This window comes from Kushneria phosphatilytica, assembly GCF_008247605.1.
GTDB lineage: Bacteria > Pseudomonadota > Gammaproteobacteria > Pseudomonadales > Halomonadaceae > Kushneria > Kushneria phosphatilytica.
This window is the reverse complement of sequence record NZ_CP043420.1, coordinates 2,965,558-2,990,678: the sequence shown is the minus strand read 5'-3', so window position 1 is coordinate 2,990,678 and position 25,121 is coordinate 2,965,558. Positions and strand designations below refer to the sequence as shown.

Sequence of the window (25,121 nt, the reverse complement as noted above, 5' to 3'; positions counted from 1 at the left end):
ATGAGCGATTACAAGCACACGCTGAACCTGCCCCATACCGATTTCCCCATGCGCGGCAACCTGCCCTCGCAGGAGCCACGGCGCATTCAGCACTGGCATGAGATCGGGTTGTATCAGCGCCTGCGTGAACTTGGCCGCAGTCGCGAGAAGTTCGTGCTGCATGATGGCCCGCCCTATGCCAACGGCAGCATTCATATCGGTCATGCCGTCAACAAGATCCTCAAGGATTTCATCGTCAAGTCGAAGACGCTGGCCGGCTTCGATGCGCCCTATGTGCCGGGTTGGGACTGCCATGGACTGCCGATCGAGCACAAGGTGGAAACGACTTACGGCAAGCAGCTCTCACCGGAGAAGACACGTGACTTGTGTCGCACCTATGCGGCCGAGCAGATTGATGTTCAGCGGACCGACTTCGTGCGCCTGGGCGTGGTCGGCGACTGGGAAAATCCCTATCGCACCATGGATTATGCCAACGAGGCCGGTGAGATCCGGGCGCTGGCGAAGATCGTCGAGCACGGTTTCGTGTTCAAGGGCCTCAAACCGGTCAACTGGTGTTTCGATTGCGGCTCGGCACTGGCCGAAGCCGAGGTGGAATATCAGAACAAGGAATCCGATGCCATCGATGTGGCGTTCGAGGTTGTCGATGCCGGCCGGCTGGCTGCCGCATTCGGCCTGGAGGCTCTGCCCGCACCGGCTGCAGTGGTGATCTGGACGACGACGCCCTGGACCATTCCGGCCAACCAGGCGCTCAACGTGCATCCCGATTTTACCTATGCACTGGTGCACAGTGGTGGGCGGGTGTTGCTGCTGGCTGAAGAGCTGGTGGAAAGCTGTCTCGAGCGTTATGGCCTGGAGGGTGATGTGCTGGCCACCACTTCCGGCAGCGCGCTGGAGCTGCTCGAGTTCCGTCACCCGCTGGCTGGAGTCGACGGTGGCTACGACCGTGTCTCGCCGGTGCAACTGGCGGATTACGTCGAGCTGGGGGCCGGCACCGGTATCGTGCATTCGGCACCGGCCTATGGCGAGGATGATTTCTTTACCTGTCGTCGCTACGGCATGGCATTCGAGGACATTCTCAATCCGGTCCAGGGCAACGGCGTCTATGCCGAGTCGCTGCCTCTGTTCGGGGGGCAGAACATCTGGAAGGCCAACGCTCATATCGTCGAGATCCTGGAGCAGGCGGGTACACTGCTGGCGCATCGGCGTATGGAGCACAGCTACATGCACTGCTGGCGGCACAAGACGCCGCTGGTCTATCGCGCCACCGCGCAGTGGTTCATCCGCATGGATCAGGCTGGCCGCCAGGGAGAGTCATTGCGAGACAGGGCGCTGGCCGGTGTCGAAGCGACCCGCTTTCATCCTGCCTGGGGGCAGGCTCGGCTCCGTGGGATGATCGAAGGTCGTCCGGACTGGTGCATCTCGCGTCAGCGCAACTGGGGTGTACCGATCCCGTTCTTTCTCCACCGCGAAACCGGCGAACTGCATCCGCGTACCGTGGAACTGATGGAAGCCGTGGCACAAAAGGTTGAGCAGTCTGGGATCGAGGCCTGGTTCGGGCTGGAGGCACATGATCTGCTGGGTGAAGAAGCCAACCAGTATGAAAAGGTGACCGATACCCTGGATGTCTGGTTCGATTCGGGTACGACCCACTTTCATGTGATGCGTGGTTCCCACCCGATGGGTCATGCGGAAGGGCCGATCGCCGATCTTTACCTGGAAGGTTCGGATCAGCACCGGGGCTGGTTTCACTCTTCACTGCTGACCGGCAGCGCGATCGATGGCCATCCGCCTTACAGGGCGCTGCTGACGCACGGGTTCACTGTTGACGCCGACGGACGCAAGATGTCGAAGTCGCTGGGTAACGTGATTGCACCCCAGCAGGTCATGGATCGTCTCGGTGCCGATATTCTGCGTCTGTGGGTGGCCTCAACGGACTACTCCGGTGAAATGGCCGTCTCCGATGAGATCCTCAAGCGTACGGCTGATGCCTATCGTCGCATCCGCAATACCTCGCGCTTTCTGCTGGGTAATCTCACCGGCTTCGAGCCGAAGCGTGACCTGGTGGCCTTTGATGACATGCTGGCACTGGATCGCTGGCTGGTTGATCGTGCCTCGTTGCTGCAGGAGCGTATCGAGCAGGCGTACAACGAATATCGCTTCCTGGATATCTACCAGCAGGTTCATACCTTCTGTTCGCGCGATCTGGGCAGCTTCTATCTCGATATCATCAAGGATCGACAGTACACCACCCAGGCCGATTCGCTGGCGCGACGGAGCTGCCAGAGTGCGCTCTATCACGTGATCGAAGCGATGAGCCGTTGGATTGCGCCAATCACCTCGTTTACTGCCGAGGAGATCCATGAGCACATCCCGGGTGAACGTGAAGAAAGCATCTTCTTTACCACCTTCTATGAGGGGCTTGCTCAATTGCCGGATGATGCGCCAATGGGGCGTGAGTTCTGGGAGCGGGTGCTCGAGGTGCGCCAGGCCGTCAACAAGCGCCTGGAAGCGGCGCGTAATGAAGGTCTTATCCGCGGCTCGCTCGATAGCGAGATCACCCTGTACGTTGAAGATCGCCTTTATGGCCAGCTTGCCATGCTGGGGGAAGAGCTGCGCTTCGTGCTGATTACTTCCGAGGCGACACTGAAGTCGCTGAACGAAGCGGGCGAGGAGGCAGCCGAGACCGAACTGGAAGGCGTGAAGGTCAGTGTGATTGCCAGCCCCTGGGAAAAGTGTGCACGCAGCTGGGAGCGGCGTCCGGATGTTGGTACACATCCCGAGCATCCTGCCCTGACCGAGCGGTCGATTCTCAACCTGCCGGGTGGCCCCGGTGAGGTACGCCGCTATGTCTGAAGCGTCCGGTGTCCGGCTTGGCGCATCGGCACTGCGCTGGTGGCTGCTGTCGGCGCTTGTCATTGCGCTTGATCTGGGCAGCAAGGCCTGGCTGAGTGCGAGTCTGCCCTACGGCCGACCGGTGGAGGTGATCCCGGGGTTTTTCAATCTGCTGCTGCTGCATAATACCGGGGCTGCCTTCAGCTTTCTCGCCGAGCACGCCGGCTGGCAACGCTGGTTGTTTGCCGTGATTGCGGTCGTGGCGGTAGCGGCGCTGTCGGTCTGGCTGACCCGCACCACTCTGCATGAGCGGTTTACCCGGGCCGCCATCGCATTGATCATCGGTGGCGCCATCGGCAACCTGTTTGATCGGGTTGTACACGGTTATGTGATCGACTTTTTATCCTTTCACTGGCAGCAGCTGTACTACTATCCGGCGTTCAATATCGCCGATACGGCGATCACGCTCGGTGCCATCGGGCTGATTGTAACGTCACTCTTTTCGGGGCGACGCAGCAAAGCGGGAGAGGCGCATGAATGAACGCAACGATAGCGGGCATCGCATCGGAGACAACATGACGATCTCGCTCCATTTTACCCTGTCGCTGGAAGATGGCTCGGTAGTGGACAGTACTCGGGACAAGCGTCCTGCCGAGTTCGTTTATGGCGACGGTAATCTCCCGCCCGGTTTCGAGCGACCAATCACCGGCCTGGCGGCCGGGGAGAGCGGTCGCTACGAAATCCCTCCCGAGCAGGCTTTCGGGCAGTACAATCCGCAGAATGTGCAGGTACTGTCGCCGGATGACTTCGGTGGGGATGTGCCGGAACCGGGCACGGTCATGTCTTTTACCGACCCCAACGGTGGTGAGCTGCCGGGCGTGATCAAGTCGATCGAAGGGCGCCGGGTCGAGGTGGATTTCAACCATCCGCTGGCGGGGCGCACCCTGTTTTTCGAGGTTGAAGTGCTGGATGTCAGGCCGGCAACCACGCACTAGCCTCTGGCATGCGCTCGGCCAATACCTGATAATGGCACTCGGGTATCGCTCCGGGTGCCCCAGACATGCCACACTGTGAGCCATACGTGTCGTGGCTTGCGACCTATTGTCATGAATCAATCGAGGTGGCCCATGCAGATCAAGCTGGCCAATCCCCGCGGCTTCTGCGCCGGCGTTGACCGCGCCATCGATATCGTCAACCGCGCGCTCGATGTTTTCGGAGCGCCGGTCTATGTCCGTCATGAGGTAGTGCATAACCGCTTTGTGGTGGATAGTCTGCGTGATCGTGGTGCGATCTTTGTTGATGAACTCGACGAAGTACCCGATGACGCGCTGGTGATCTTTTCCGCCCATGGGGTGTCGAGAGCCGTTCAGGAAGAGGCTGATCGCCGCGGACTGCGAGTATTCGATGCCACCTGTCCGCTGGTGACCAAAGTCCATATGGAAGTGCTGCGTTACGCCCGACACGGACGTGAGTGCATTCTGATCGGTCATGCGGGGCACCCCGAGGTTGAGGGCACCATGGGGCGCTATGACAGCAGCTATGGCGGTGCCATTCATCTGGTCGAAAACGAAGAGGATGCCCGCAACCTGCAGGTAAAGGATCCAGAACATGTCTCCTTTGTAACCCAGACCACCCTGTCGATGGATGATACCGCAAAGGTCATTGATGCCTTGCGGGAAACCTTCCCGGCCATTCAGGGGCCGCGCAAGGATGATATCTGCTACGCCACGCAGAATCGTCAGGACGCGGTGCGCGAGCTGGCCGAGCAGTGCGATGTTCTGCTGGTGGTGGGCAGTGCCAACAGTTCCAACTCCAACCGGCTGCGTGAGCTGGCCGAGCGCATGGGCACCCCGGCCTGGTTGATCGATGATGCCGAGTCGCTGCAAGCGCAATGGTTCGAAAATGTGGAAACGGTTGGAGTGACTGCTGGCGCCAGTGCGCCCGAGGTGCTGGTGAGCGGGGTTATCGAGCGCCTCAAGGAGATGGGCGCGACGGCGCCGGAAGAACTGGCCGGTCGAGAGGAAAATATTACCTTTTCTATGCCGCGTGAGCTGCGTGATCAGGTGATCGCCAGCGTCTGAGACACTCCGGGAGGCCGTGATGATGATCTGGCTGGGGTACTGCGCACTTTTTCTACTGGCTTTTTTTGCCATGGAATTCATGGCGTGGTTTACCCATCGCTTCATCATGCACGGCTTTCTATGGTGCTGGCACAAGTCTCACCACAGTGAACGTCATGGTCTGTTCGAGATGAATGATCTGTTCGCCGTGTTGTTTGCCATTCCCTCGATCATCCTGATTCTTGTGGGCACGCGCGGCCATCCGGCGGCAATGGCCGTTGGGCTGGGTATTGCTGCCTACGGCGCCGTCTATTTTCTGTTCCACGATGGGCTGGTTCACCGTCGTTTCGCGGTCCCCTTCAATCGACAGCGTCCCTTCTGGCGGCGGCGTATCCAGGCGCACCGTCTCCATCACGCCGTACAGACCAAACATGATGGCGTCTCCTTCGGCTTTCTGGTGGTCAAATCGGTAGCGCAGCTCAAAAACGAGCTCAAACAGAAGCGTTCCGGTGAACACGATCATCGTTAGCGTGAACACCTTGCCTTTTTCTGCCAACTAAAGCCCTGCCCAACCAGCGCCGTTATAGCGGGTATTCCCTGTTTCACGGATGTTGGGCATGCCATATACCGGAGCGCGCGCCACTCAGCAGGGCTTTTCGCTACTCGAAGTGCTGGTCACGCTGGTGCTGTTGACGGTGGGCATGCTGGGTGTCGTCGGATTGGTACTGCATGCTCGTCAGGCCAATGAGCAGGCGCTGGCCAACACTCGTGCCACCCTGCTGGTCGAAGATCTGCTTGAGCGCATGCGTGCCAATACCACCGCTGCCGCGCTTGAAGTTTATGGTGCTTCGACGTCGGTTGTACCGACGCAGATAAACAAGCCCGAGCGGGATTGCCGTGCCACCGAGTGCAGCCCGGCAGAGATGGCGCGTTTCGATCTTTATGACTGGGCACAGCAGATTTCGATGCGCAGTGAGCCTGGCCCGCCTCGTGATGGCCTACTCGATGCCCAGGGGTGTATAGACATCAGCCCGGTCAATCCAGCACCGGGGTCGATAGCCAGCGCCACGGTCATTCTTGCCTGGCGGGGCAGTGGAGCGAGCCGAGCCACGGGGCCGAATGGACAGCCGATCAGCTGTGGCAGTGACGACATTCCGGCAGCGCGACAGTTCGTGATGTTATCCACTCGCTATCTGGTGGATTCATGAGGACCCGTCAGCTTGGCGCCGGGCTGCTGGAGCTGATGGTGGCACTGGCGGTTGGCATGCTGGTCATTACCGGCGCGGTCAACCTCTACCTTCATACCATTCATGCCTCCGAACAGCAGCAGGCACTGTCCGATATCCAGGCGCGTGGTCGGCTGGTGACTCGGTTGCTGAGCGAGGAACTGCGGCGCACCGGTTACTGGGGGCGTGAACTGACGCCTTATCTGGATAATGCGGCGGATTTGCCGGCCATTTCTCACGATGAATTGTTGCAACCTGTCTGGGCAGGCAGCCTGGCGCAGGCTGAACAGAAACATCTGATTCCCGGTAGCGCCACTCTGACCCGGGTGGATACGGACGCTACGCTGCCCGCTCGGGTGCTGGTAGTACGTTATGTGCGTTCCGACGACGCTCAGGGGAGCTGTTTTCGCATGAGCGGACATGAGCTGCAATTAATGCCTGGCACGTCATGCAGTGACCGCTATTATGCGGCGCTCTACTATCTGCGTGATGTCTCCGATGCTGCGGAAGGCCATGTTCCGGCGTTGATGATGCGCCAGCTGGATGAGAATGGCGCATGGACCAACTCTTCAGAAGTGGTGCGTGGCGTGGAAGCGCTCTCGCTGGAGTGGGGGCTTGATAGCGATCGTGATGGTACTGCCAATCGCTACGTGACCGATGATCTTGTCTCTGACTGGAACGCCGTGGTCAGCGTCCGTCTTTTCATTGTATTGCGCAGTCCTGCGCTTCACTCGCACGTTAATGCGCTTCCACTGCGGCTATCAGGGAAAGCGATAACGCTGGATGACCAGCGTTTGCGCCGAGTGTTCGTGACCACGGTCACGATGCGCAACGCTCGGGCGCGATTACGGGAGGGCTCATGAGGCGACAGCGTGGTTTTACGCTGCTGATCGGCATGCTGCTGTTGCTGGGCATGACCCTGACCGGCCTTGCATTGATGGATCGAGGGTTGCTGGATATTCGCGGCGCATTCAGCGATCGGCAGGATGCTCGCACTTTTCAGCAGGCGGAAAGCGATCTGACCCGCGTTGTCGCTGCGGCCGCGGTACCGGTCGATACGGCAGCGCCGGAAGAGACATTGCAGGTGCGTCATGCCCTGGTTTCCCTGGAAAGGCAGCAGCAGTGCGTCACGATAATGATCGATGATACTTCGGTAGTGGCGGGAGAAACTCGTCCTCAATGTGGCGAGGACAATCGTGTGGTACTCCAGCGAATCGAGAATCCTTGCCTGGATGAGCGACTGATACGCCGCCGCGCCACTGGCAATGGTCTGGTCAGCTGCCGCTATTATGATCTGCGCATCAGGCACGAAAGTGATTCCCGGACGTCCGGTATCAACGCGGATCATGAGCTTCATCGCGGTCTGCGGGAAACCATGGTGTCGGCCGTCTCCAACCGCATGCTGATTCTGTCGGGAGATCGTGACGGATGAGCGCGGCCGGCTATCGTTTCTCGCTGATGTTGTGCTGCCTGTTGCTGATGGGTTTGTGCGCCCGATCGGTCCTGGCCGACGATATCGATGTCATCAAGGCCCGGTTACAAAAGGATGATGTCGGCAGTCAGCCTCAGGTGCTCATCATTTTCGATAACTCGGGCAGCATGGCGGATACGCCATCGGGAGAGAATCCGAACAACTGCTACTACCGCAGCGGTTGCCGCTCGAAGATGACGATTGCCAGGGACGTGGTCAAACGCCTGATCGATGAAAATGCCGATATCAATTTCGGTCTGGCCGTCTTCAATAACAATGGCAATACCTCCCTCAGGAGTGAGTGCTACAGCTACAGCTGGTGGGGCACGCTGACCTATTCGACACGGGTAAATTCACCCGAATGCTGGCGCGAAAATGGGGGTGATGATGGCGGCAGGGTGGTTTTTGCCCTGCCGAGCGCCAAGAAGCAGAGCTCGGGATCACGGCTTGAGCTGAAGAATCGGATCGACAGCCTGACTCCCGAAACCAGTACGCCTTTGTGTGAAACCCTGTTCGAGGTCTACCGATACTTCTCCGGTAGTCGAATCGAATACGGCTACCTCGGCGGCAATGGTGCTCCGCGACGTGACTATGCTGCTGAAGAAGGCAACCGCTATCGTTCTCCGCTCAGAGCCTGCCAGAGCGTTTACATCATCTACATGACCGATGGTCAGCCACAGTGGGATCTGAGTGCCAACGAAGCGATCCGGCAACTGACCGGAGAGCCGTGCGACGAACGTCGTTATCCCTGGGCGGCCCCTTACGCCGGCTATGAAGCCTATCCGGCAACGAACTGTCTGCCAGTATTGACGCACTATATGCAGACACATGATCTGGCGCCTGATTTGCCCGGTGCTCAGCACGCGTATACCTACACCATCGGGTTTGCCACCGATCAGACACTATTGCGGGATGCTGCCTCTCCGCTGCTGGATGCCGAAGGCGGGGATACCGGTCAGAAAGGATATTTCACCGTTGAGGATACACCGGGACTGACTTCTGCCTTCGACGCGATTGTCGGCAATATCCGTCAGCAGCAAACGCTTAACCGGGTGCGGGTTTTTGCCTCTGATTTCAATCAGTTGCGCAATCTCGATAATGCGTATGTACCTGTCTTTCAGCCCCGGCTGAATGCCCCCTGGACCGGCAACCTGAAAAAATACGCGTATCATGACGATACTTTATCTGACAGCGAGAGCTGGACGGGGAGTCGCGCTCCGCCGGATGAAGTCGAGAGAGGGGGGGCTGGGGCTCTGCTGGCGGAGCAGAATGATCGACGGCTGTATTCGGATATTGGCTCGTCAGGGGGAGGGCTTCGTGAACTGACGAGCAACACCGCGGTGATAGGCAGCGGTCTTGCCGGCAACAGCGCGCGACAACTGCTTGAACAGCATCGCCTGACGCTCTCCTCTGTAGCGCAGTGGTTGCGTACGGGGCGTGTCGACGGGCAAACGGCATTGAATCGCGTCTGGCCCCTGGCGGATATCATTCATTCCAGACCGCTGGCCTTCAACCGAGGTTGCCCACCGGATCAGGGCATTTGCCGCAATAGTGGTGGTATTACCCTGTTTGTAGGCAGTAATGATGGTCTGTTGCATGCCTTTGATGCCGAGACGGGCCGAGAGACATGGTCCTTCTGGCCGCAAGAGGTGATCGATGCGCCGGTTTTCCGCCTGTTCAATGACAATGCCGTCTATCAGGCGCGTTATCCGGGTGGGACCGATGGGAAGCATGACGTGCTGGTGGAAGAGGGCAGTCAGGGGACCAATTATGGTATCGATGGTAGCCCGGCATTACTGGCTGTTGATGGTAACGATAATGGCTATATCGGCGATGATCCTGATCAGGCCATTCTGGCTTTCGGGTTCCGGCGAGGAGGATATGGCTATTACGGTCTGGATGTAAAAGATCCCGCCCGTCCTCGAGAGGCATGGCGCATTTCGACTGCGGACAGCGGATTCGAATGGCTCGGGCAGAGTTGGTCGACACCGCGCCCGGCATTGATTGCATCAGAAGGCAACAGGAAGCGGCGAGTCTTCCTTTTCGGTGGTGGCTACGATCGCCGCAAGGATGATATCAGCGGACGCTCCGATGGCGATACACAGGCCGTCGATGCTATTGAACGGGATACACGGGGTGCTGGCTTCTATGTAATCGATGCGAGCACGGGTGCCCTGGTGGGCGCCTTTGAACAGCATCTGAATCACCCGGAACTACAGGACAGCATAGCCGGTGACATGACTACGGTGGATGCTGATGGGGATGGTGTGACCGAGGGTGCCTTTTTTGCCGATACCGGCGGCAATGTCTGGTTTGCTGATCTGCGCGCCTCGAACCCCGATCAGTGGCGCCTGGTGAACGTTGCGCAACTGGGCCGCCACGATACTCCCCGAGCCGATCGGCGTTTCTTCACTGCACCTGAACTGATTCGTACCCGGCTTGGCGATGTCGATTTCGACTTTCTGGTGGTAGCCAGTGGCGATCGGGCACACCTGCGACGCAATGATACCAATGACGCCATTTTTGTGCTCAATGTGACGCCGGTGATGGCTGGGGGTGGTCGCGAGGTCATGCAGTGGCCGCTGGGTAGCAATGATCTGATTCGGGCCACATCGACGTCCGATGACCAGCAGCTGGTATTGCCTGAAAGCGTGTTGCGATCACATGACACGCTACAGGCAGCGGCGACCGGGCTAACGGCTTCTTTCGGAGGCTGGCAGATACCGATGGGGACGCGACGCAAGGCACTCTCCGAAAGTCGTACCGTACTGGGCGTGACCTTCATGACCGCTTATGATGCCGACGATGAAGGTACCTGCACGCCACTGGGCGGAAAGAGCGTACTCTACGGGCTGGTCTTTCCCGAGCTTGAACAACGTGATAGTGCCGGTGCTGGTCAGGTGTATGTGCAGCGTAGTAACGGCCGGGTCGTCAGTGCTTCAATCGGTAGCACCCTGGTCGATGAACTGTCACTGCATGTCGACAGTAATCGAATAGAACTGTCGGGGGCTGGACGGGCTACTCTGGCGAAGGTGCTGTCGGAGCTGAACGGCATTACCCTGACTCAATCGCCGCTGACGCCGACCTGGTGGTATCAGCAAGACCCATGAAGGGTCGAGTGCCTGCCACTCAGGGCTTTCAACCCCTCATTACCGCTTCAGGACCGGATACCACGCCCGCATGATCGAGCTTTATGAGCGACTGTTTCTGAATGCCAGTGATCGGGCAACCCATTGGGTACGGCTGGGGCTTTTTTGTGGTCTGTTCTGGACGCTTGGCGTGCTCTGCCTGTCGCTGGCGCAGCTACCCGGTGGCCAGGCTTCGCTCTGGTTACCCAATGCATTGGCGATAGCGGCGCTGGTGCGACTGGATTACCCCCGTTGGTGGTCGCCGCTGCTGGCGCTGACAGTGGTCAATTTCCTGGTGCTGTTGCCTTTCATGTCACCGGCCCTGGCATTCATTTATACCCCCATCCATCTGGTTGAAATTACCTTCGGGGCAATGCTGCTGAGGCAGCGTTTCAACGGCGCCGTCTCGCTCCAGGCATTGAAACCAACGCTGCACATCCTTCTGCTGGGTGTTCTTGTTACTCCGATTTTCGGGGCGAGCGCTTCAGCATTCATCGAGTGGAGTCGAGGTGCCAGTGCGCTGAGCGGCTGGCTGCAATATTACATTGCCGATGCCGTGGGCCTGCTGGTCATGCTGCCGCCGGCGCTGAACAGTTCGATACGGGGTTGGCACGCCTTTCTTGCGCGGGGCTGGCGTAATCCCTTCTATCCGATGATGCTGTTGACGCTGGTGGTGGATGCGCTGGTGGTACCGTCACTGCCGATGGCCATTATCTATTGCGGGTTGCCGTTGCTGATCGGGGCGCTGGTGCTGGATTTCTTTCGCAGTACCCTGCTCAACGCTATCAGCATGATTTTTTTGATCGCCATCCTGTTTCTGAATGACGTTCCCCCGACCCTCGGTTCGGCACTGCTGAATTTCGAGAGCCAGTTCTATCTCACGGCCGCGCTGATCGTGCTGCCGGCGTTATTGCTGGGTGTCATGATGCAGAGCAATCGCTGGGAGCGTCAGCGCCTGCGTGACAGCGAACAGCGCTGGAAAATGGCACTTGATGGCAGCGGGCAGGGTGTCTGGGAGATCGAGCTACCCGAGCGAAGTCTACAGCTTTCCATGGAAGCGCGGCGCATGCTGAGGCTGCCTCGCGAACAGCCCCTTTTCTCTCGCAGCGAGTGGCTGGATATTGTTCATCCGGACGATATCGAGTCGGTACGATCACAACTGCGCGCACATATCGAGGGACGAACCGAGCTCTATCTGATCGAATATCGCATGTATCACCCCGAGCTCGGTTATCGCTGGTTTCAGGTCCGCGGGCGTGTCATGGCGCATGATGAGCTTGATCGACCCCAGCGTCTGATTGGCACCATCATTGATGTGACCGCGGCAAAATCTGCCGAGATCGAGCGCGTGCGGCTCTCGCATGCTCTGCAGGCAGAGACCGAGCGATTACAGGTGACCCTTTCATCGATCGGTGATGGTGTCATTGCCACCGATGATCAGGCTCGTATCAACTTCATGAATCCCACTGCTGAAGGGATGACCGGCTGGTCCCTGGAGCAGGCCTGTCAACAGCCCATCGAAAGCATCTTCAACGTTGTTCGTGACGGTGTTGAAAGCGAGGCGCCGCTGACCAACCCGGTACGAGAGTGCCTGCAGCGCTCAAGTATCTTCAGCCGTGAAGATGATCTGGTACTGATCGGCCGTGATGGTGAGCGCTTCGATGTCAACGCTACCGCGGCACCGGTCCGGGCAGCAGGCGGTGCGTTACTGGGGGCCGTGCTGGTTTTCCAGAATGTCTCACGAGCACGCGAGTTGCAGCGCAGCCTCAGTTTCACGGCTTCTCACGATGCACTGACCGGTATTTTCAATCGCGCCCGCTTTGAGCAGGTGATTGACGAGGCACTGAAGCGCGCACGTCGTCAGGGAGCCCGCGATGTGCTGTGCATGATCGATCTCGACCGTTTCAAGGTGGTCAATGATTCGGCAGGGCACATGGCAGGCGATCATCTGCTGACCGAGGTCAGCGCACTGCTCGGCCGTCATGTGCGTCATCAGGATGTACTGGCTCGGGTGGGTGGCGACGAGTTCGGGTTGCTGTTGACGGACTGCACGCTTGAGCAGGCAAGGCAGGTCGCAGACAAGCTGATCGGACTGATCTGTGCTCTTCGCTTTGTCTGGGAAGGTAATATCTATGATATCGGCGCCAGCATCGGCATGGTCGCCATTGATGCCGAAACCGCCTCTTTCAGCGCCCTGCTCAGCAAGGCCGATATTGCCTGTTATGCTGCCAAGCGCGCTGGACGCAATCGTTCCTCGGCCTTTGAGCCCGGGCAGCATGAGGTTGAGCGCGAGCATCGCGAGATCTTCATGGCCGCGGGGCTTCGTGAGGCGATCGAGGCTGATCGTTTTGAACTTTACTCGCAGCGCATCATGAGCCTCTGCATGCAGGGCAGTGAGTGCGAGCATTATGAGATACTGCTGCGCATGCGTAGCAAGGATGACTCGCTGATACCACCGGGCGCCTTCATTCCGGTGGCCGAGCGCTATGGCATGATGGCGGCCATCGATCGCTGGGTGCTGGAACGTCTGCTGTTCCATCGGGGTAAAGAGGTCGCTGCGCGACCGACCTTGCAACTGAGCATCAACCTTTCGGCCAATTCGCTCAGTGATTCGACATTCATGCCATGGTTGCTTGAGCTGATGAGCAGGTCGCCGGTGCCACCCGGGCAGCTGATATTCGAGATTACCGAAACTGCGCTGATGAACCATGTGGCGATGGCCAGTGAGGCGATCACGATGCTGCGTGATCGTGGCTGCCGAGTGGCGCTGGATGATTTCGGTAGCGGCCTGAGTTCGTTCAGTTATCTGCAGAGCTTTACGGTCGATCTGGTCAAGATCGATGGTGCCTTTGTACGCAATGTCCCGGATAACGCGCTGGATCAGGTCATCGTCGATTCCATCAATCAGATCGCCCACCGACTCGGTGCCGCCACGGTGGCCGAATTCGTCGAAAATTCCGCGACCCTTGATCGGGTCCGTAACATGGGAATCGACTATGCTCAGGGCTTCCATATTGCGATGCCCGAGCCGCTGGAGTCCCTGTTGACCATGGTGCCGGCCGCCCGGTAATCACGGCGTAGGGGCGCAGCGCGGATCGTTCGGTACGCGCACGAGTCGCGGGCGGCCCAATCGACTGATGATGATTCGCCAGGCCGCAATGTCTGTATCCTGTATCGGACAGAGTGAAAAAGTGCCATTGAGAAAGTTGTGGCGCCAGCGATGATGAAAAATCAGGGGTGTACTGACGCCGCGCCAGACAACATGCTCATCTCCCTGTAGACGCAGATGTTGCAGCCGGGAGCCATCCGCAAGGCGCAGAATGACCTGCTGCCACCCTTTGTCATCACACTGTTTGCCATCCCGACTGCCACACAGCATTAACGTTTGCGGTGTCTCCAGACTGAGACTGCGCGCCTGGCGGACCAGGGCCGCCAGTGCCCGGGCATCCAGACGCAGCGCTCGCGCCTGCACCTGCCTGTTCAGTTGAGGGAGGCCCACGCTCAGCATGATACTCAGAATGGTCAGAGTCACCACGGCGCCGAGCAGCGTCATTCCTGTCTGACGACGGACGATACAGGACTCGATCACTTATAATTCCCCGTAGCCGGTGACCCGAAAGATCTCCCGTGCGTATGGAAGAGACTGGTTAATGAGATATTTCTGATATAACGGCGTGTGTGAATATCTACTTGAGCGCAGAGCACTTCAGCCGTGTAGCAGGGGGAGGTATCAGTGAGTGACATTGCCATCGTGGGCGGTGGTATCAACGGCCTGTTGAGCGCCCTGACGCTGGCGGAGCGGGGCGCCAGCGTAACCGTGATTGAGCAGGGAGAGTGCGTGCGAGAAGCCTCCTGGGCGGGGGGCGGTATCCTGTCTCCCCTTTACCCATGGCGCTATGACGATGCCGTGACTGCACTGGCTTCGGTAGCGGAGCCGGCCTGGCCGGGCCTGGCCGAGCAATTGCAGCATGAGAGCGGTATCGACCCCCAGTTTTCGGCGCATGGTATCGCGCACCTGCAGGTAAAAGAGCTTGAACAGATCCGTCGTTGGCGGGCGCGTAGTGGTCGAAAGCTTGAACTCTACACTGAAGAAAAACTGCCACACTGGCCGTCCGGCATGATTGACACGGCCCTTCCGGCAACCTGGATGCCAACGCATGGCAGTATTCGAACACCACGCCTGGGGCAGGCGTTGCGTACCCGGGTGCTACAGCATTCACGCATTACCCTGCATGAACATCGACCGGTAGTCGGTCTGGTACGTCAGGGAATGCGGGTGACTGGTATCAGGACCGAAGCGGATACGCTCATGGCAGATCATACGGTGCTGGCCTGCGGCCCCTGGACACGTTCGCTGCTGTCGCCACTGGGTATTGAAGTACCCATCCAGCCGGTCCGTGGTCAGATGCTGCTGCTGGAGGGTGCGCCGAATGTCGTGGACCGGGTGGTGCTGATGGGTGGACACTATCTGATTCCGCGTCAGGATGGCCGGGTGCTGGCCGGCAGTACCTTTGAATCATGTGGCTTTGACAAGTCCACAACCCGGGCAGCCAGGACGCAATTGCAGGCGTGTGCTCTGGAGATGGCACCAGGCCTGGCCCAGGCTCGGGTGATCGCCCACTGGGCAGGTCTGAGACCCGGCTCACCACACAGTATTCCCTTTATCGGAGAGACGACGCTTGCCGGACTCTGGCTCAATGCCGGGCATGGAGGCAACGGTGTGGTGCTCTCGCCGGCTTCGGCGCGACTGCTGGGTGAGTTGATGAACAATGAGTCACCCTGTGTCGATCCGGCACCTTATCGTTGTGACAATGCGAGCCTGGCTGGACGGGATCAGGAAGTGTTGTCATGACAGAGGGCAAATGGCGGCCGCGCATCGCATCAAGGGTTGCGTTAGTGTAGGCCCCCCGGGATGACGGATCGGGCGGTTTTTGACCGCTTTCGTCATCTGATCGTTTATATCCGTCAATCGAGAGACCGTGTGCCATGCAAGACATGACCCTGGTGATGGCCCAGATCGATCCGCTGGTCGGCGATGTGCCCGGCAATACCGAGCGGGTAATCGAGGCTGTACGCGAAGCGCGTATCGAACACGGTGCCGATATCGTGGTCCTGCCCGAACTCTGCCTGACCGGCTACCCGCCTGAAGATCTGTTGCTGCGTCCGGCGATGGAGCGACGAATCGCGAAGGCGCGAGAGCAACTGGCAGCGCGTGTGGCAAGCGATGTACTGGTGCTGGTGGGTTATCCCGGCGAGCGCGACGGGCGCCGTCACAACATGGCCGGCGCCCTCTACAATGGCGAGTGGCTGGGCGAATATGCCAAGCAGGCCCTGCCCAATTACCTGGTCTTTGATGAACGTCGCTACTTCGAGGCAGGTGATGCGCCTTGTGTCATTGAACACCAGGGGCTGAAGCTCGGCGTGCTGATCTGTGAGGATCTCTGGGTTGAAGAACCGATCCAGCGTGCCCGGGCGGCGGGTGCCGAGCTTATCGTGTCGCTCAACAGCTCGCCCTATCACATCGACAAGCCTGCCGAACGGCTGGCGCTATTCAGTGCCCGCGCTCGCGAGGCGCAATTGCCGGTGATCTATACCAACCAGATTGGCGGTCAGGACGAACTGGTTTTCGATGGCGGTTCGTTTGCACTTGATGCTGATGGTGTCTGTCGGGTGCAGGCGCCCACCTGGCAGGTAGGACTGATGCCGGTGGGTATCCGACGTGACGACAAGGGCAGTATCCGACTGCTCGAGGGTGAGCGTGAGATGCTGCCCGAAGAGGACGAGGCGCTCTATTGTGCGCTGGTGACCGGCGTGCGCGACTACGTCAACAAGAGTGGGTTCTCCGGCGTCGTGCTGGGGCTCTCGGGAGGGATCGACTCTGCCCTGTCGCTGGCGATCGCCGTCGATGCGCTCGGTCCCGATCGGGTTCAGGCGGTCATGATGCCGTATCACTATACAGCCGAAATCTCGCGTCAGGATGCTGCACAACAGGCCGAACAACTGGGCGTGCATTATGAGGTAATGGAAATCGCGCCGATGGTGGAGGCCTTTACCGGCACGCTGGCAGAGAGCTTTGCCGGCGCCGCGGCCGACACGACCGAAGAAAACCTTCAGTCCCGCTGTCGAGGCGTGTTGCTGATGGCGCTCTCCAACAAGAAAGGACTGATGGTGCTGACCACTGGCAACAAGAGCGAAATGGCCGTCGGTTACGCTACGCTTTACGGCGATATGGTAGGGGGCTACAGCGCCCTCAAGGATGTCTACAAGACCCGCGTTTATCGACTGGCCCGCTGGCGCAACGAGCAGGCGCGTGCCGAAGGCGAGGCCGAAGTGATTCCTCAGCGGGTTATCGAGCGTCCGCCCTCGGCAGAGCTGGCTCCCGACCAGGTCGACAGTGATTCACTGCCGGGCTATGACACCCTGGATGCCATCCTGTGGCACTACATCGAGGGAGATGAGAGTCTGGAAGCGATCGTCGAGCGCGGCTTTGACCGGGACGATGTTACCCGAACCATTCGGCTGGTCGATCGCAGTGAGTACAAGCGCCGTCAGGCCCCTCCCGGGGTACGGGTCACGCCGCGTGGTTTCGGACGGGATCGTCGTTATCCCATCGTCAACGGCTGGCAGCCCGGAGACTGAGCCAGGGCGAGGCCGGGGCATCGCCCCGGCCTTGCCCATCAGCGCCCGGCAGGCTGCGACGTATCGGGCCGCGGGGCGTTGGCCGGTGCGATGGGCGCATTGCCCATGTCAGGGTCAGTGCTATCGGGCAGATCCGCGGTTGGCGGCTGGCCGACCGGCAGACTGGCGCCAGAGGCGCCATCCTGCTGCTGATTCGCTGCCGACCCCATTGGCGTGTTCGATGTCAGCTCACTGACGCCACTGCCGGGCGTGCGGTCCAGCGTCAATGGTTCGGCATCGACATAGCGCGGCTCGAAGGTGTCGCCATCAAGACGAGCATTATCGGGATCGTTTTTGATCAGCAGTGCCAGGGTCTGACGGGCGCGGTCGCGCATGTCCAGTCCGAGGTAACCTTCTACCATGACAGCCAGGGCATCCCGCGTGGCCGGAGTGCGAGGATAGTGTTCCAGCACCCACTTGCCTCGGTCGACAGCAGCCACATAAGCCTGCTTGCGCAGATAGAAATCTGCGACCTGCAGTTCATGGCGTGCCAGCACGTTGCGCAGATAGATGATGCGCTGACGAGCATCGGGTGCGTAAGGGCTCTCCGGGAAGCGGCGCACCACTTCACCGAAATCGGTATAGGCATCCCGAGTGGCGCCCAGATCACGCCGGGAGATATCGATCAGATCAAGGCTCTCCAGACTGAAACGACCCGCCTGCCAGGCAGCCAGGCCACGCATGTAGTAGGCGTAGTCGACCTGGGGGTGGTCCGGGTGCAGGCGAATGAAGCGGCTGGCAGCGGCTCGCGCCTGCTCCCAGTTATTGACTTCGTAGTAGCCGTAGATCAGCTCCAGCTGAGCCTGCTCGGCGTAATCACCGAACGGGTAACGGCTTTCGAGCTGTTCCAGCTTGGTGACGGCTGCCGAGTAGCTACCGTTGTTGAGTGCCTGCTGAATCTGCTGATAGAGCTCCTGCTCGGGGATGTCCGGAGCGTCCTGCTTGGTCTCGTTGCCGGCACAGCCTGCGAGCAGGGCAGCGGCCAGTGCCAGGGCACTCAGGGAAATGGCGCGCATGTCGTCCTCATGTCGGGCAATCAATGGCGGCCGTGGTAGAATCCGTCGACAGCCAGCTGCTTGATGATCCGGGTCATACTATACGGCCCGGCGCTGCGAGAATCGAATGCCGGGTCTCGCGCCCGGCATCGGACCGATCCAGGCAAGGCACTATAAAGCATTGTCCAGCCGCCGCGAAACGCCCGTCTTGAATGACGTCGTTCGGAGTTCCCATGTCCGTACCCCAGAGTGAAACCATTGAAGCCCAGCGCAGCGTGCCGGAAACCATGACCGGGATGCGTCTCGATCAGGTGGCGGCCGAGCTGTTCGGGGAGTTTTCGCGCGAGCGCCTCAAAAGCTGGATCAACGAGGGCGCCCTGACCGTCGATGGCGAGCCGCAACGCCCGCGTGCGAAGGTCGTCGGCGGTATGCAGTTACAACTGACCGCAACCCTCGAGGCGCGGGAGGAGTGGCTGCCTCAGGCCATCGAACTGGATATCGTTTTCGAAGACGAGGCTGTACTGGTGCTCAACAAGCCGGCTGGCCTGGTGGTCCATCCGGCGGCCGGTAATCCCGATGGCACTCTGCTCAATGCACTGCTGCACCATGATGCCCAGCTGGGAACACTCCCCCGTGCCGGAATCGTGCACCGACTCGACAAGGACACCAGTGGTCTGATGGTGGTGGCAAAAACGCTGCAGGCGCATACCGCCCTGGTGGAACAGCTGCAGGCACGCAGTATCAGTCGCGAATATGATGCCGTGGTCACCGGCGCAATGATCTCCGGGGGCACCGTGGATGCGCCGATTGGTCGCCACCCCGTCGATCGCAAGCGTCAGGCGGTCGTTGTCAGTGGGGGCAAGCCCGCCGTGACCCATTATCGTGTGCAGGAGCGTTTTCATGCACACACGCATGTCCGTTGCCAGCTTGAAACCGGGCGTACACACCAGATTCGTGTTCACATGCAACACCGGCGCTTTCCGCTGATCGGTGATCCGCTCTATGGCGGACGCCTCAAGCTGCCGATGGGCGGGAGCGAAGCGCTCAAGACGCTGTTGCGCGAGTTTCCACGCCAGGCATTGCATGCGCGCCGTCTGGCTTTCGAGCATCCTGTCGATGGAGCGTCGATGGAATTTCATGCCGAGCTCCCCGATGACATGGTGACTCTGCTCGATACGCTGCGTGCTGATCGGCAGGCCCGACATGATGAGGGGGTGTCATGAACGAGCAGCCCGGCCTGATTCTGCCCGACTGGAATGCGCCGGATACGGTAGGGGCATTCATCACTACCCGCGAGCAGGGGCCAAGCGAAGGGCCCTTTGCTCATTTCAATACGGCTGCACATGTGGGTGACGACGAAACGATGGTGGCGCTTTGTCGCCAGCGTCTGAGCCGCCGAATTGGCGACGAGAGGCCGTTGCTGTGGCTTGATCAGCAGCATGGCGTCCGGGTCCTGCAGGCGTATCAGTCACCTCCGCCGCCGGCCGATGCTTCGGTGGCCTTCGATACCCGTTATGCCTGTGTGGTACAGAGTGCAGACTGCCTGCCGGTACTGTTCTGTGATCGCCGGGGGACCCGGGTGGGGGTTGCTCATGCTGGTTGGCGTGGGCTGGCCGGAGGAGTACTGGAAGCCACTGTCGCTGCGCTCGAATGCCCGTCCGAAGAACTCATGGCGTGGCTGGGACCAGCCATTTCCAATGCACAGTTCGAGGTGGGTCGCGAGGTACTGGACGCTTTCGTATCGGTTCAACCCGAGGCCGAGACCGCATTCGAGTTCAGCCCCTACCGGCTGAATCATTACATGGCCGATCTATATCGTCTGGCTCGCCTGAGACTGGAAGCGCTGGGAGTGCAATCCATCGGGGGCGGGCACTTCTGTACTGCTTCGGATCAACGATTCTATTCGTATCGTCGTGATCATGGTGTGACTGGCCGCATGGCCTCCGTCATCTGGTTGCGCGGCTAACCTCTGCCGGGCCCGGGCTGCCCGCCGGCGCGCAGTCGAGTGATGTCCGGCGACGCTTCGCCGCATCCCGGCAGTCATTTGCTTCAGCTATTATTGATTTAACATAAAAATTGGCTGACACGCTTGAAACCGTAATGCCGGTCCCCATCTTGTCAGCAATACCAAGCTGTTTGCGCCATTTACGCCCGACCCGCCTGTATGGCCGATCGAGGCGTCCGGCGCCGGATGAGAGGAATGCCTGATGCGAATCGATCGACTGACCAGCAAGTTGCAGAATGCGCTGTCGGAAGCCCAGTCACTGGCGGTAGGCCGCAGTCACAATGAACTTCAGCCCGGCCATCTGTTGCTGGCGTTGTTCGACAGCCGTGATAGCGGCATGCGAGCCCTGATCCAGAAGGCCGGTGGTGATCCGGCTCGGGTTCGCGAGGGGCTGATCAGCCATCTTGATAACCTGCCAACCGTCAAGAATTTTGATGGCAATGTGGCCATGAGCCAGGACCTGGGGAGACTGTTCAACTTCGCCGATCGCGAAGCCCAGAACCGCGGCGATCAGTATGTGGCCACCGAGCTGGTGCTGTTGGCTGCACTGGAAATGAATCATGCCGTTACCCGGGTGCTCACTGGCGCCGGCCTGAGTCGGACCAGCGTTCGCCAGGCCATCGATGAATTGCGTGGCGGTGATACGGTCAATGATGCCGAAGCCGAGGAACAGCGCGAGGCACTCGACAAGTACACGACCGATCTCACTGCCCGGGCCGAAGAGGGCAAGCTCGACCCTGTCATCGGTCGCGACGAGGAGATTCGTCGCACCATTCAGGTGCTGCAGCGGCGCACCAAGAACAACCCGGTACTGATCGGCGAGCCCGGGGTCGGCAAGACCGCTATTGTCGAGGGGCTGGCTCAGCGCATCGTCAACGGTGAGGTGCCGGAGGGGCTCAAGGACAAGCGGGTGCTGGCACTCGATCTGGGCGCGCTGCTGGCCGGCGCCAAGTATCGCGGTGACTTCGAGGAGCGTCTCAAGGGCGTGCTCAATGAGCTGGCGAAGGAAGAGGGTCGGGTAATTCTCTTCATCGACGAGCTGCACACCATGGTGGGCGCCGGCAAGACCGAAGGCTCGATGGATGCCGGCAACATGCTCAAGCCGGCGCTGGCACGGGGTGAACTCCATTGTGTCGGAGCTACCACCCTGGATGAGTATCGCCATGACATCGAAAAGGATGCGGCACTGGAACGGCGCTTCCAGAAGGTGCTGGTCGATGAGCCGACCGAGGAAGATACCGTCGCTATCCTGCGGGGGCTCAAGGAGCGTTACGAAGTCCATCACGGTGTGGATATCACCGATGGGGCGATCATTGCAGCGGCCAAACTGTCACAGCGCTATATCACCGATCGTCAGTTGCCTGACAAGGCGATCGACCTGATCGATGAAGCTGCCTCACGGATTCGCATGGAGCTCGATTCCAAACCCGAGGAAATGGACCGGCTCGATCGCCGTCTGATTCAGCTCAAGATGGAACGTGAAGCACTCAGGAAGGAGACTGACGACGCCACCCGCAAGCGTCTTGAACATCTGGAAGCGCAGATCGATGAGCTTGAGCGTGAGTACGCCGATCTCGATGAGGTATGGAAAGCCGAGAAGGCCAGCATTCAGGGCGCGGCGCAGTTCAAGGCCGAGCTGGAGCAGGCGCGTACCGATCTGGAGGCTGCGCGTCGTCAGGGTGATCTGGGTCGCATGTCCGAACTGCAGTACGGCGTGATCCCGTCACTGGAGAAGAAGATTGCTGATTCCAGTGATGCCGAGGCCGATACCGCCAGTCATCAGCTGCTGCGCTCCAATGTGACCGAAGAGGAAGTCGCCGAAGTGGTGTCGCGCTGGACCGGGATTCCGGTAGCGAAAATGCTGGAAGGCGAGCGCGAGAAGTTGCTGCGCATGGAAGAGGCGTTGCATGAGCGCGTGATCGGCCAGGATGAGGCAGTCAGCGCAGTAGCCAATGCGGTGCGTCGCTCGCGGGCAGGGATCAGTGATCCCAATCGGCCCAATGGCTCATTTCTGTTCCTCGGCCCGACCGGGGTAGGCAAGACCGAGCTGTGCAAGACACTGGCCAACTTCCTGTTTGATACCGAGGAGGCGATGGTTCGCCTCGACATGTCCGAATTCATGGAAAAGCACTCCGTCTCCAGGTTGATCGGGGCGCCCCCGGGCTATGTCGGTTACGATCAGGGCGGTTATCTGACCGAGGCCGTACGCCGCAAGCCGTATTCGGTACTGTTGCTCGATGAGGTTGAAAAGGCCCATCCGGATGTCTTCAATATTTTGCTGCAGGTGCTGGAAGACGGCCGTCTGACCGATGGTCAGGGACGCACCGTGGATTTTCGCAATACGGTCGTGGTGATGACTTCGAATCTTGGTTCCGGCGTGATCCAGAGCTATGCCGGCGAGACCGATGAAGACGGCTATGAGCGGATGAAGGCAGCCGTGATGGATGAAGTGGCCAATCATTTCCGGCCCGAGCTGATCAACCGTATCGACGAAGTCGTGGTGTTCCATGCGCTGGGGCAGGAGCAGATTCAGCAGATTGCCGATATTCAGCTTTCGCGGCTGCGTAACCGACTGGCCGAGCGTGACATGGCGCTGGAAGTGAGCAGCGATGCAATGGCTCAGCTGGCGGTAGTCGGCTTCGATCCGGTCTATGGGGCGCGGCCGCTCAAGCGGGCAATTCAGAATCGCATCGAGAACCCGCTGGCGCAGGAGTTGCTGGCCGGTCATTACAGCGCTGGCGATACCATTCGGGTCAGTGCCGAAGAGGATCATCTGAAATTTGAACGGGTGAACCGGTCGGAAGACGTCACAGCAGCGAAGTAAATCTTCGCGTACCAACGAAAGCGGGCCCGCGCCAATGGCGCGGGCCCGCTTTCATGTTGTGAGAACAGGGCCGCAATCAGGCGCCCGGGGTTTCCCCCAGGGCGATCTCGGCGGCTTTCGATTGCAATTGTGCGGCACACTCGGGCGGATACTGCGCCAACAGCGCGCGTAGCACGCCATTGGTCCAGCCGAAGCCATCCTGAGCAGGATATTCGCCATCACCGGGTGGCCCCAGATCCACCACATTGTACTTTTCGATCAGCTTGTGCTCCCGCGTGAAGTGCGTGAGGTTGGTCGTGATCCAGCGATGGGCGATGTCATGTGCCAGCTCATGATGGCCATAATGCTTGAGCCCCTGAACGGCCATCCACTGCAGAGGAGCCCAGCCGTTGGGAGCATCCCATTGCTGGCCGCTCTCCACCGAAGAACAGACCAGCCCGCCTCTTTTGAGCAGAGTGCCGCGAATGATGTCGGCGACGCCGTCTGCCTGCCCCTGAGTGGCAATATTGAAATACAGCGGATAGACCATGGCGGCACTGATGCAGTCGGTCAGCCGGAGGTCATGCCAGAGATAGTCACCGAAGCGGCGGGCCGCGCTGTCCCAGAAGCGTTGACGAATTTCCACGGCGCGTTGCTGGGCGCGTTCGCGATAGAAGTGAGCACGGTCGTGATGCTCCTGAAGGGCGTGTGCGTGCGCGAGGATACGCTCGAAATGGTACATCAGGCAGTTGAGATCGACCGGGGCAATCTCGACGGTACGAATGGTGGACAGCGTGCTGCCATCGGCCAGCCAGCGTGAGCTGAAATCCCAGCCACTCTCACCACCGGCACGAATGTTGCGCCAGACCTCGATATGCTCCCGGTCGGATGCCTGTGCCGTCGCAATGTCTTCGCGAAAGGCCTCCTCGCGTGGTGTGTTCAGATCATCCCAGTAGCGATTGAGGAGTGCACCATCATGGGTGCGCAGCACACGTCGATAAGCCTCGTGCGGACGCAACTGATCGCTGCCATCCATCCAGTAGGCGTATTCGGTTTCCAGCTGAGGCAGATATTTGGCATATACCTCCTGACCCTCCAGCCCGGCCATCAACTCCACCATGCAGGCAAAGAAGGGAGGCTGAGAGCGAGACAGGTAATAGGTGCGATTGCCATTGGGCATGTGGCCGTAGGCGCCGATCATGTACGCGATATTGTTGAGCATGTCGCGAATCAGGTCGAGCCGCTGACTGGTGGCCAGCCCCAGCATGGTGAAGTAGCTGTCCCAGTAGTAGATTTCGTTGAAACGCCCCCCTGGAACGACATAGGCATAGGGCAGGGGAAGCCGTGACGACCAGGGGCTTCGACGCGGTTGGGGCTGACGTGTCAAAACATTCCACAGTGCGTCGATATGAGCGGTCACATCCTGATGATGGACTGGAGGCTCGACGCTGGCCTCAGCCTCGACGTGGTGGAAATGGGTTTCGATGAACTCCAACAGCTTGCCGTCGCTGCAGTCGAGGTTCGTGCGCAGCTCACGATAGCGTTCGAGGATGGTTTCCGGCTCCTCCAACGGCAGCAGGTCGACAAAAGTTTTGCTGTCTTCGTAAACCAGGCACTGCTGCACGTCGAAAAACAGCGATTGCCAGAGCAGCTCGGGCAGAGGCGGGAGAGAAGCAACTTCCCGGCTGTCCGGCATGGTCGGTGTCGGCGTCAGCTTCGATGGCATGAAATCATCCGGTTGCGTGAATCGAGCATCGTCAGGGATTTGCGAGGATTTGCCGACCGTAATGCAGGTTCGGGCAGCCTCGCTGACCGCTTCCGGACTGGTGCCTGAACGGTCGGAGAGCATGCACTTGGATTAACAGTCATGAGCAATAGTTCCTGATCATAGATCAGCAGACATGCACTGCCAAAGAGGGACCG

Annotated in this window: 17 protein-coding genes and 1 pseudogene; 15 read left to right on the top strand and 3 right to left on the bottom strand. The window is 59.6% G+C overall.

Annotated features, from left to right (window positions below; translation table 11 throughout):
* From ileS to FY550_RS13690, 10 genes are all read left to right on the top strand, one after another.
* Positions 1-2,853 (top strand): isoleucine--tRNA ligase, encoded by a 2,853-nt coding sequence (gene ileS / locus FY550_RS13735; protein WP_149054604.1) that lies wholly within the window; start codon positions 1-3, stop codon positions 2,851-2,853.
* On the top strand, positions 2,846-3,373 hold the full coding sequence (gene lspA, locus FY550_RS13730; RefSeq protein ID WP_070977951.1) for a signal peptidase II: 528 nt from the start codon (positions 2,846-2,848) through the stop codon (positions 3,371-3,373). The genes ileS and lspA overlap by 8 nt, the downstream gene beginning before the upstream one ends.
* Complete coding sequence (gene fkpB / locus FY550_RS13725) at positions 3,366-3,827, top strand: FKBP-type peptidyl-prolyl cis-trans isomerase (protein ID WP_070977950.1); 462 nt, start codon at positions 3,366-3,368, stop codon at positions 3,825-3,827. The genes lspA and fkpB overlap by 8 nt, the downstream gene beginning before the upstream one ends.
* 132 nt (positions 3,828-3,959) lie before the next feature.
* A complete protein-coding gene (gene ispH / locus FY550_RS13720) occupies positions 3,960-4,913 on the top strand; it encodes a 4-hydroxy-3-methylbut-2-enyl diphosphate reductase (RefSeq protein ID WP_149054603.1) in 954 nt (317 codons plus the stop codon).
* Between the two features lie 19 nt (positions 4,914-4,932).
* Positions 4,933-5,421: a sterol desaturase family protein gene (locus FY550_RS13715; RefSeq protein ID WP_084388068.1), complete on the top strand. Its 489-nt coding sequence runs from the start codon at positions 4,933-4,935 to the stop codon at positions 5,419-5,421.
* Positions 5,422-5,509: 88 nt separating this feature from the next.
* Positions 5,510-6,100: a type IV pilus modification protein PilV gene (gene pilV, locus FY550_RS13710; RefSeq protein ID WP_070977948.1), complete on the top strand. Its 591-nt coding sequence runs from the start codon at positions 5,510-5,512 to the stop codon at positions 6,098-6,100.
* The gene (locus FY550_RS13705) at positions 6,097-6,981 is read left to right on the top strand and encodes a PilW family protein (protein ID WP_070977947.1); all 885 of its coding nucleotides are present in this window, start codon (positions 6,097-6,099) and stop codon (positions 6,979-6,981) included. Before pilV ends, FY550_RS13705 begins: the two co-directional genes overlap by 4 nt.
* Positions 6,978-7,550 carry a hypothetical protein gene (locus FY550_RS13700; RefSeq protein WP_070977946.1) on the top strand — a complete coding sequence of 191 codons (573 nt, stop codon included), beginning with the start codon at positions 6,978-6,980 and terminating at the stop codon, positions 7,548-7,550. The genes FY550_RS13705 and FY550_RS13700 overlap by 4 nt, the downstream gene beginning before the upstream one ends.
* Positions 7,547-10,699 (top strand): pilus assembly protein, encoded by a 3,153-nt coding sequence (locus tag FY550_RS13695; protein WP_070977945.1) that lies wholly within the window; start codon positions 7,547-7,549, stop codon positions 10,697-10,699. The genes FY550_RS13700 and FY550_RS13695 overlap by 4 nt, the downstream gene beginning before the upstream one ends.
* 70 nt (positions 10,700-10,769) lie before the next feature.
* Positions 10,770-13,787 carry an EAL domain-containing protein gene (locus tag FY550_RS13690; protein ID WP_070977944.1) on the top strand — a complete coding sequence of 1,006 codons (3,018 nt, stop codon included), beginning with the start codon at positions 10,770-10,772 and terminating at the stop codon, positions 13,785-13,787.
* Here the strand turns inward: FY550_RS13690 and FY550_RS13685 are convergent, their stop codons facing one another.
* The gene (locus FY550_RS13685; RefSeq protein ID WP_139148679.1) at positions 13,788-14,306 is read right to left on the bottom strand and encodes a GspH/FimT family pseudopilin; all 519 of its coding nucleotides are present in this window, start codon (positions 14,304-14,306) and stop codon (positions 13,788-13,790) included.
* A 144-nt stretch (positions 14,307-14,450) separates the two neighbouring features.
* On the opposite strand from FY550_RS13685, the gene FY550_RS13680 reads away from it, so the two are divergent.
* Positions 14,451-15,569 (top strand): NAD(P)/FAD-dependent oxidoreductase, encoded by a 1,119-nt coding sequence (locus tag FY550_RS13680; RefSeq protein ID WP_149054602.1) that lies wholly within the window; start codon positions 14,451-14,453, stop codon positions 15,567-15,569.
* Between the two features lie 134 nt (positions 15,570-15,703).
* On the top strand, positions 15,704-17,356 hold the full coding sequence (locus tag FY550_RS13675) for an NAD+ synthase (RefSeq protein ID WP_149054601.1): 1,653 nt from the start codon (positions 15,704-15,706) through the stop codon (positions 17,354-17,356).
* A gap of 260 nt (positions 17,357-17,616) precedes the next feature.
* Here FY550_RS13675 and FY550_RS13670 read toward each other — a convergent pair.
* A pseudogene (locus FY550_RS13670) lies at positions 17,617-18,411 on the bottom strand (outer membrane protein assembly factor BamD); the annotation flags it as partial.
* A 212-nt stretch (positions 18,412-18,623) separates the two neighbouring features.
* Between FY550_RS13670 and rluD the strand changes: the two are divergent.
* The 3 genes from rluD (at position 18,624) to clpB (ending at position 23,219) form a co-directional block, all read left to right on the top strand.
* Positions 18,624-19,613 carry a 23S rRNA pseudouridine(1911/1915/1917) synthase RluD gene (gene rluD / locus FY550_RS13665; RefSeq protein WP_149054600.1) on the top strand — a complete coding sequence of 330 codons (990 nt, stop codon included), beginning with the start codon at positions 18,624-18,626 and terminating at the stop codon, positions 19,611-19,613.
* Positions 19,610-20,356, top strand: coding sequence for a peptidoglycan editing factor PgeF (gene pgeF, locus FY550_RS13660; RefSeq protein WP_070977941.1), 747 nt, complete (start codon positions 19,610-19,612; stop codon positions 20,354-20,356). The genes rluD and pgeF overlap by 4 nt, the downstream gene beginning before the upstream one ends.
* A 241-nt stretch (positions 20,357-20,597) precedes the next feature.
* A complete protein-coding gene (clpB, locus tag FY550_RS13655) occupies positions 20,598-23,219 on the top strand; it encodes an ATP-dependent chaperone ClpB (RefSeq protein WP_149054599.1) in 2,622 nt (873 codons plus the stop codon).
* A gap of 76 nt (positions 23,220-23,295) precedes the next feature.
* Here clpB and treF read toward each other — a convergent pair whose 3' ends face one another.
* The gene (treF, locus tag FY550_RS13650; RefSeq protein ID WP_149054598.1) at positions 23,296-24,924 is read right to left on the bottom strand and encodes an alpha,alpha-trehalase TreF; all 1,629 of its coding nucleotides are present in this window, start codon (positions 24,922-24,924) and stop codon (positions 23,296-23,298) included.
* Between the last annotated feature and the right edge of the window lie 197 nt (positions 24,925-25,121).

Coding starts and splice junctions, on each gene's coding strand:
- ileS (WP_149054604.1), top strand. CDS start 1: ATGAGCGATTACAAGCACACGCTGAACCTGCCCCATACCGATTTCCCC.
- FY550_RS13675 (WP_149054601.1), top strand. CDS start 15,704: ATGCAAGACATGACCCTGGTGATGGCCCAGATCGATCCGCTGGTCGGC.
- FY550_RS13695 (WP_070977945.1), top strand. CDS start 7,547: ATGAGCGCGGCCGGCTATCGTTTCTCGCTGATGTTGTGCTGCCTGTTG.
- FY550_RS13705 (WP_070977947.1), top strand. CDS start 6,097: ATGAGGACCCGTCAGCTTGGCGCCGGGCTGCTGGAGCTGATGGTGGCA.
- clpB (WP_149054599.1), top strand. CDS start 20,598: ATGCGAATCGATCGACTGACCAGCAAGTTGCAGAATGCGCTGTCGGAA.
- treF (WP_149054598.1), bottom strand. CDS start 24,924: ATGCCATCGAAGCTGACGCCGACACCGACCATGCCGGACAGCCGGGAA.
- fkpB (WP_070977950.1), top strand. CDS start 3,366: ATGAATGAACGCAACGATAGCGGGCATCGCATCGGAGACAACATGACG.
- ispH (WP_149054603.1), top strand. CDS start 3,960: ATGCAGATCAAGCTGGCCAATCCCCGCGGCTTCTGCGCCGGCGTTGAC.
- pgeF (WP_070977941.1), top strand. CDS start 19,610: ATGAACGAGCAGCCCGGCCTGATTCTGCCCGACTGGAATGCGCCGGAT.
- FY550_RS13715 (WP_084388068.1), top strand. CDS start 4,933: ATGATGATCTGGCTGGGGTACTGCGCACTTTTTCTACTGGCTTTTTTT.
- lspA (WP_070977951.1), top strand. CDS start 2,846: ATGTCTGAAGCGTCCGGTGTCCGGCTTGGCGCATCGGCACTGCGCTGG.
- FY550_RS13700 (WP_070977946.1), top strand. CDS start 6,978: ATGAGGCGACAGCGTGGTTTTACGCTGCTGATCGGCATGCTGCTGTTG.
- pilV (WP_070977948.1), top strand. CDS start 5,510: ATGCCATATACCGGAGCGCGCGCCACTCAGCAGGGCTTTTCGCTACTC.
- rluD (WP_149054600.1), top strand. CDS start 18,624: ATGTCCGTACCCCAGAGTGAAACCATTGAAGCCCAGCGCAGCGTGCCG.
- FY550_RS13690 (WP_070977944.1), top strand. CDS start 10,770: ATGATCGAGCTTTATGAGCGACTGTTTCTGAATGCCAGTGATCGGGCA.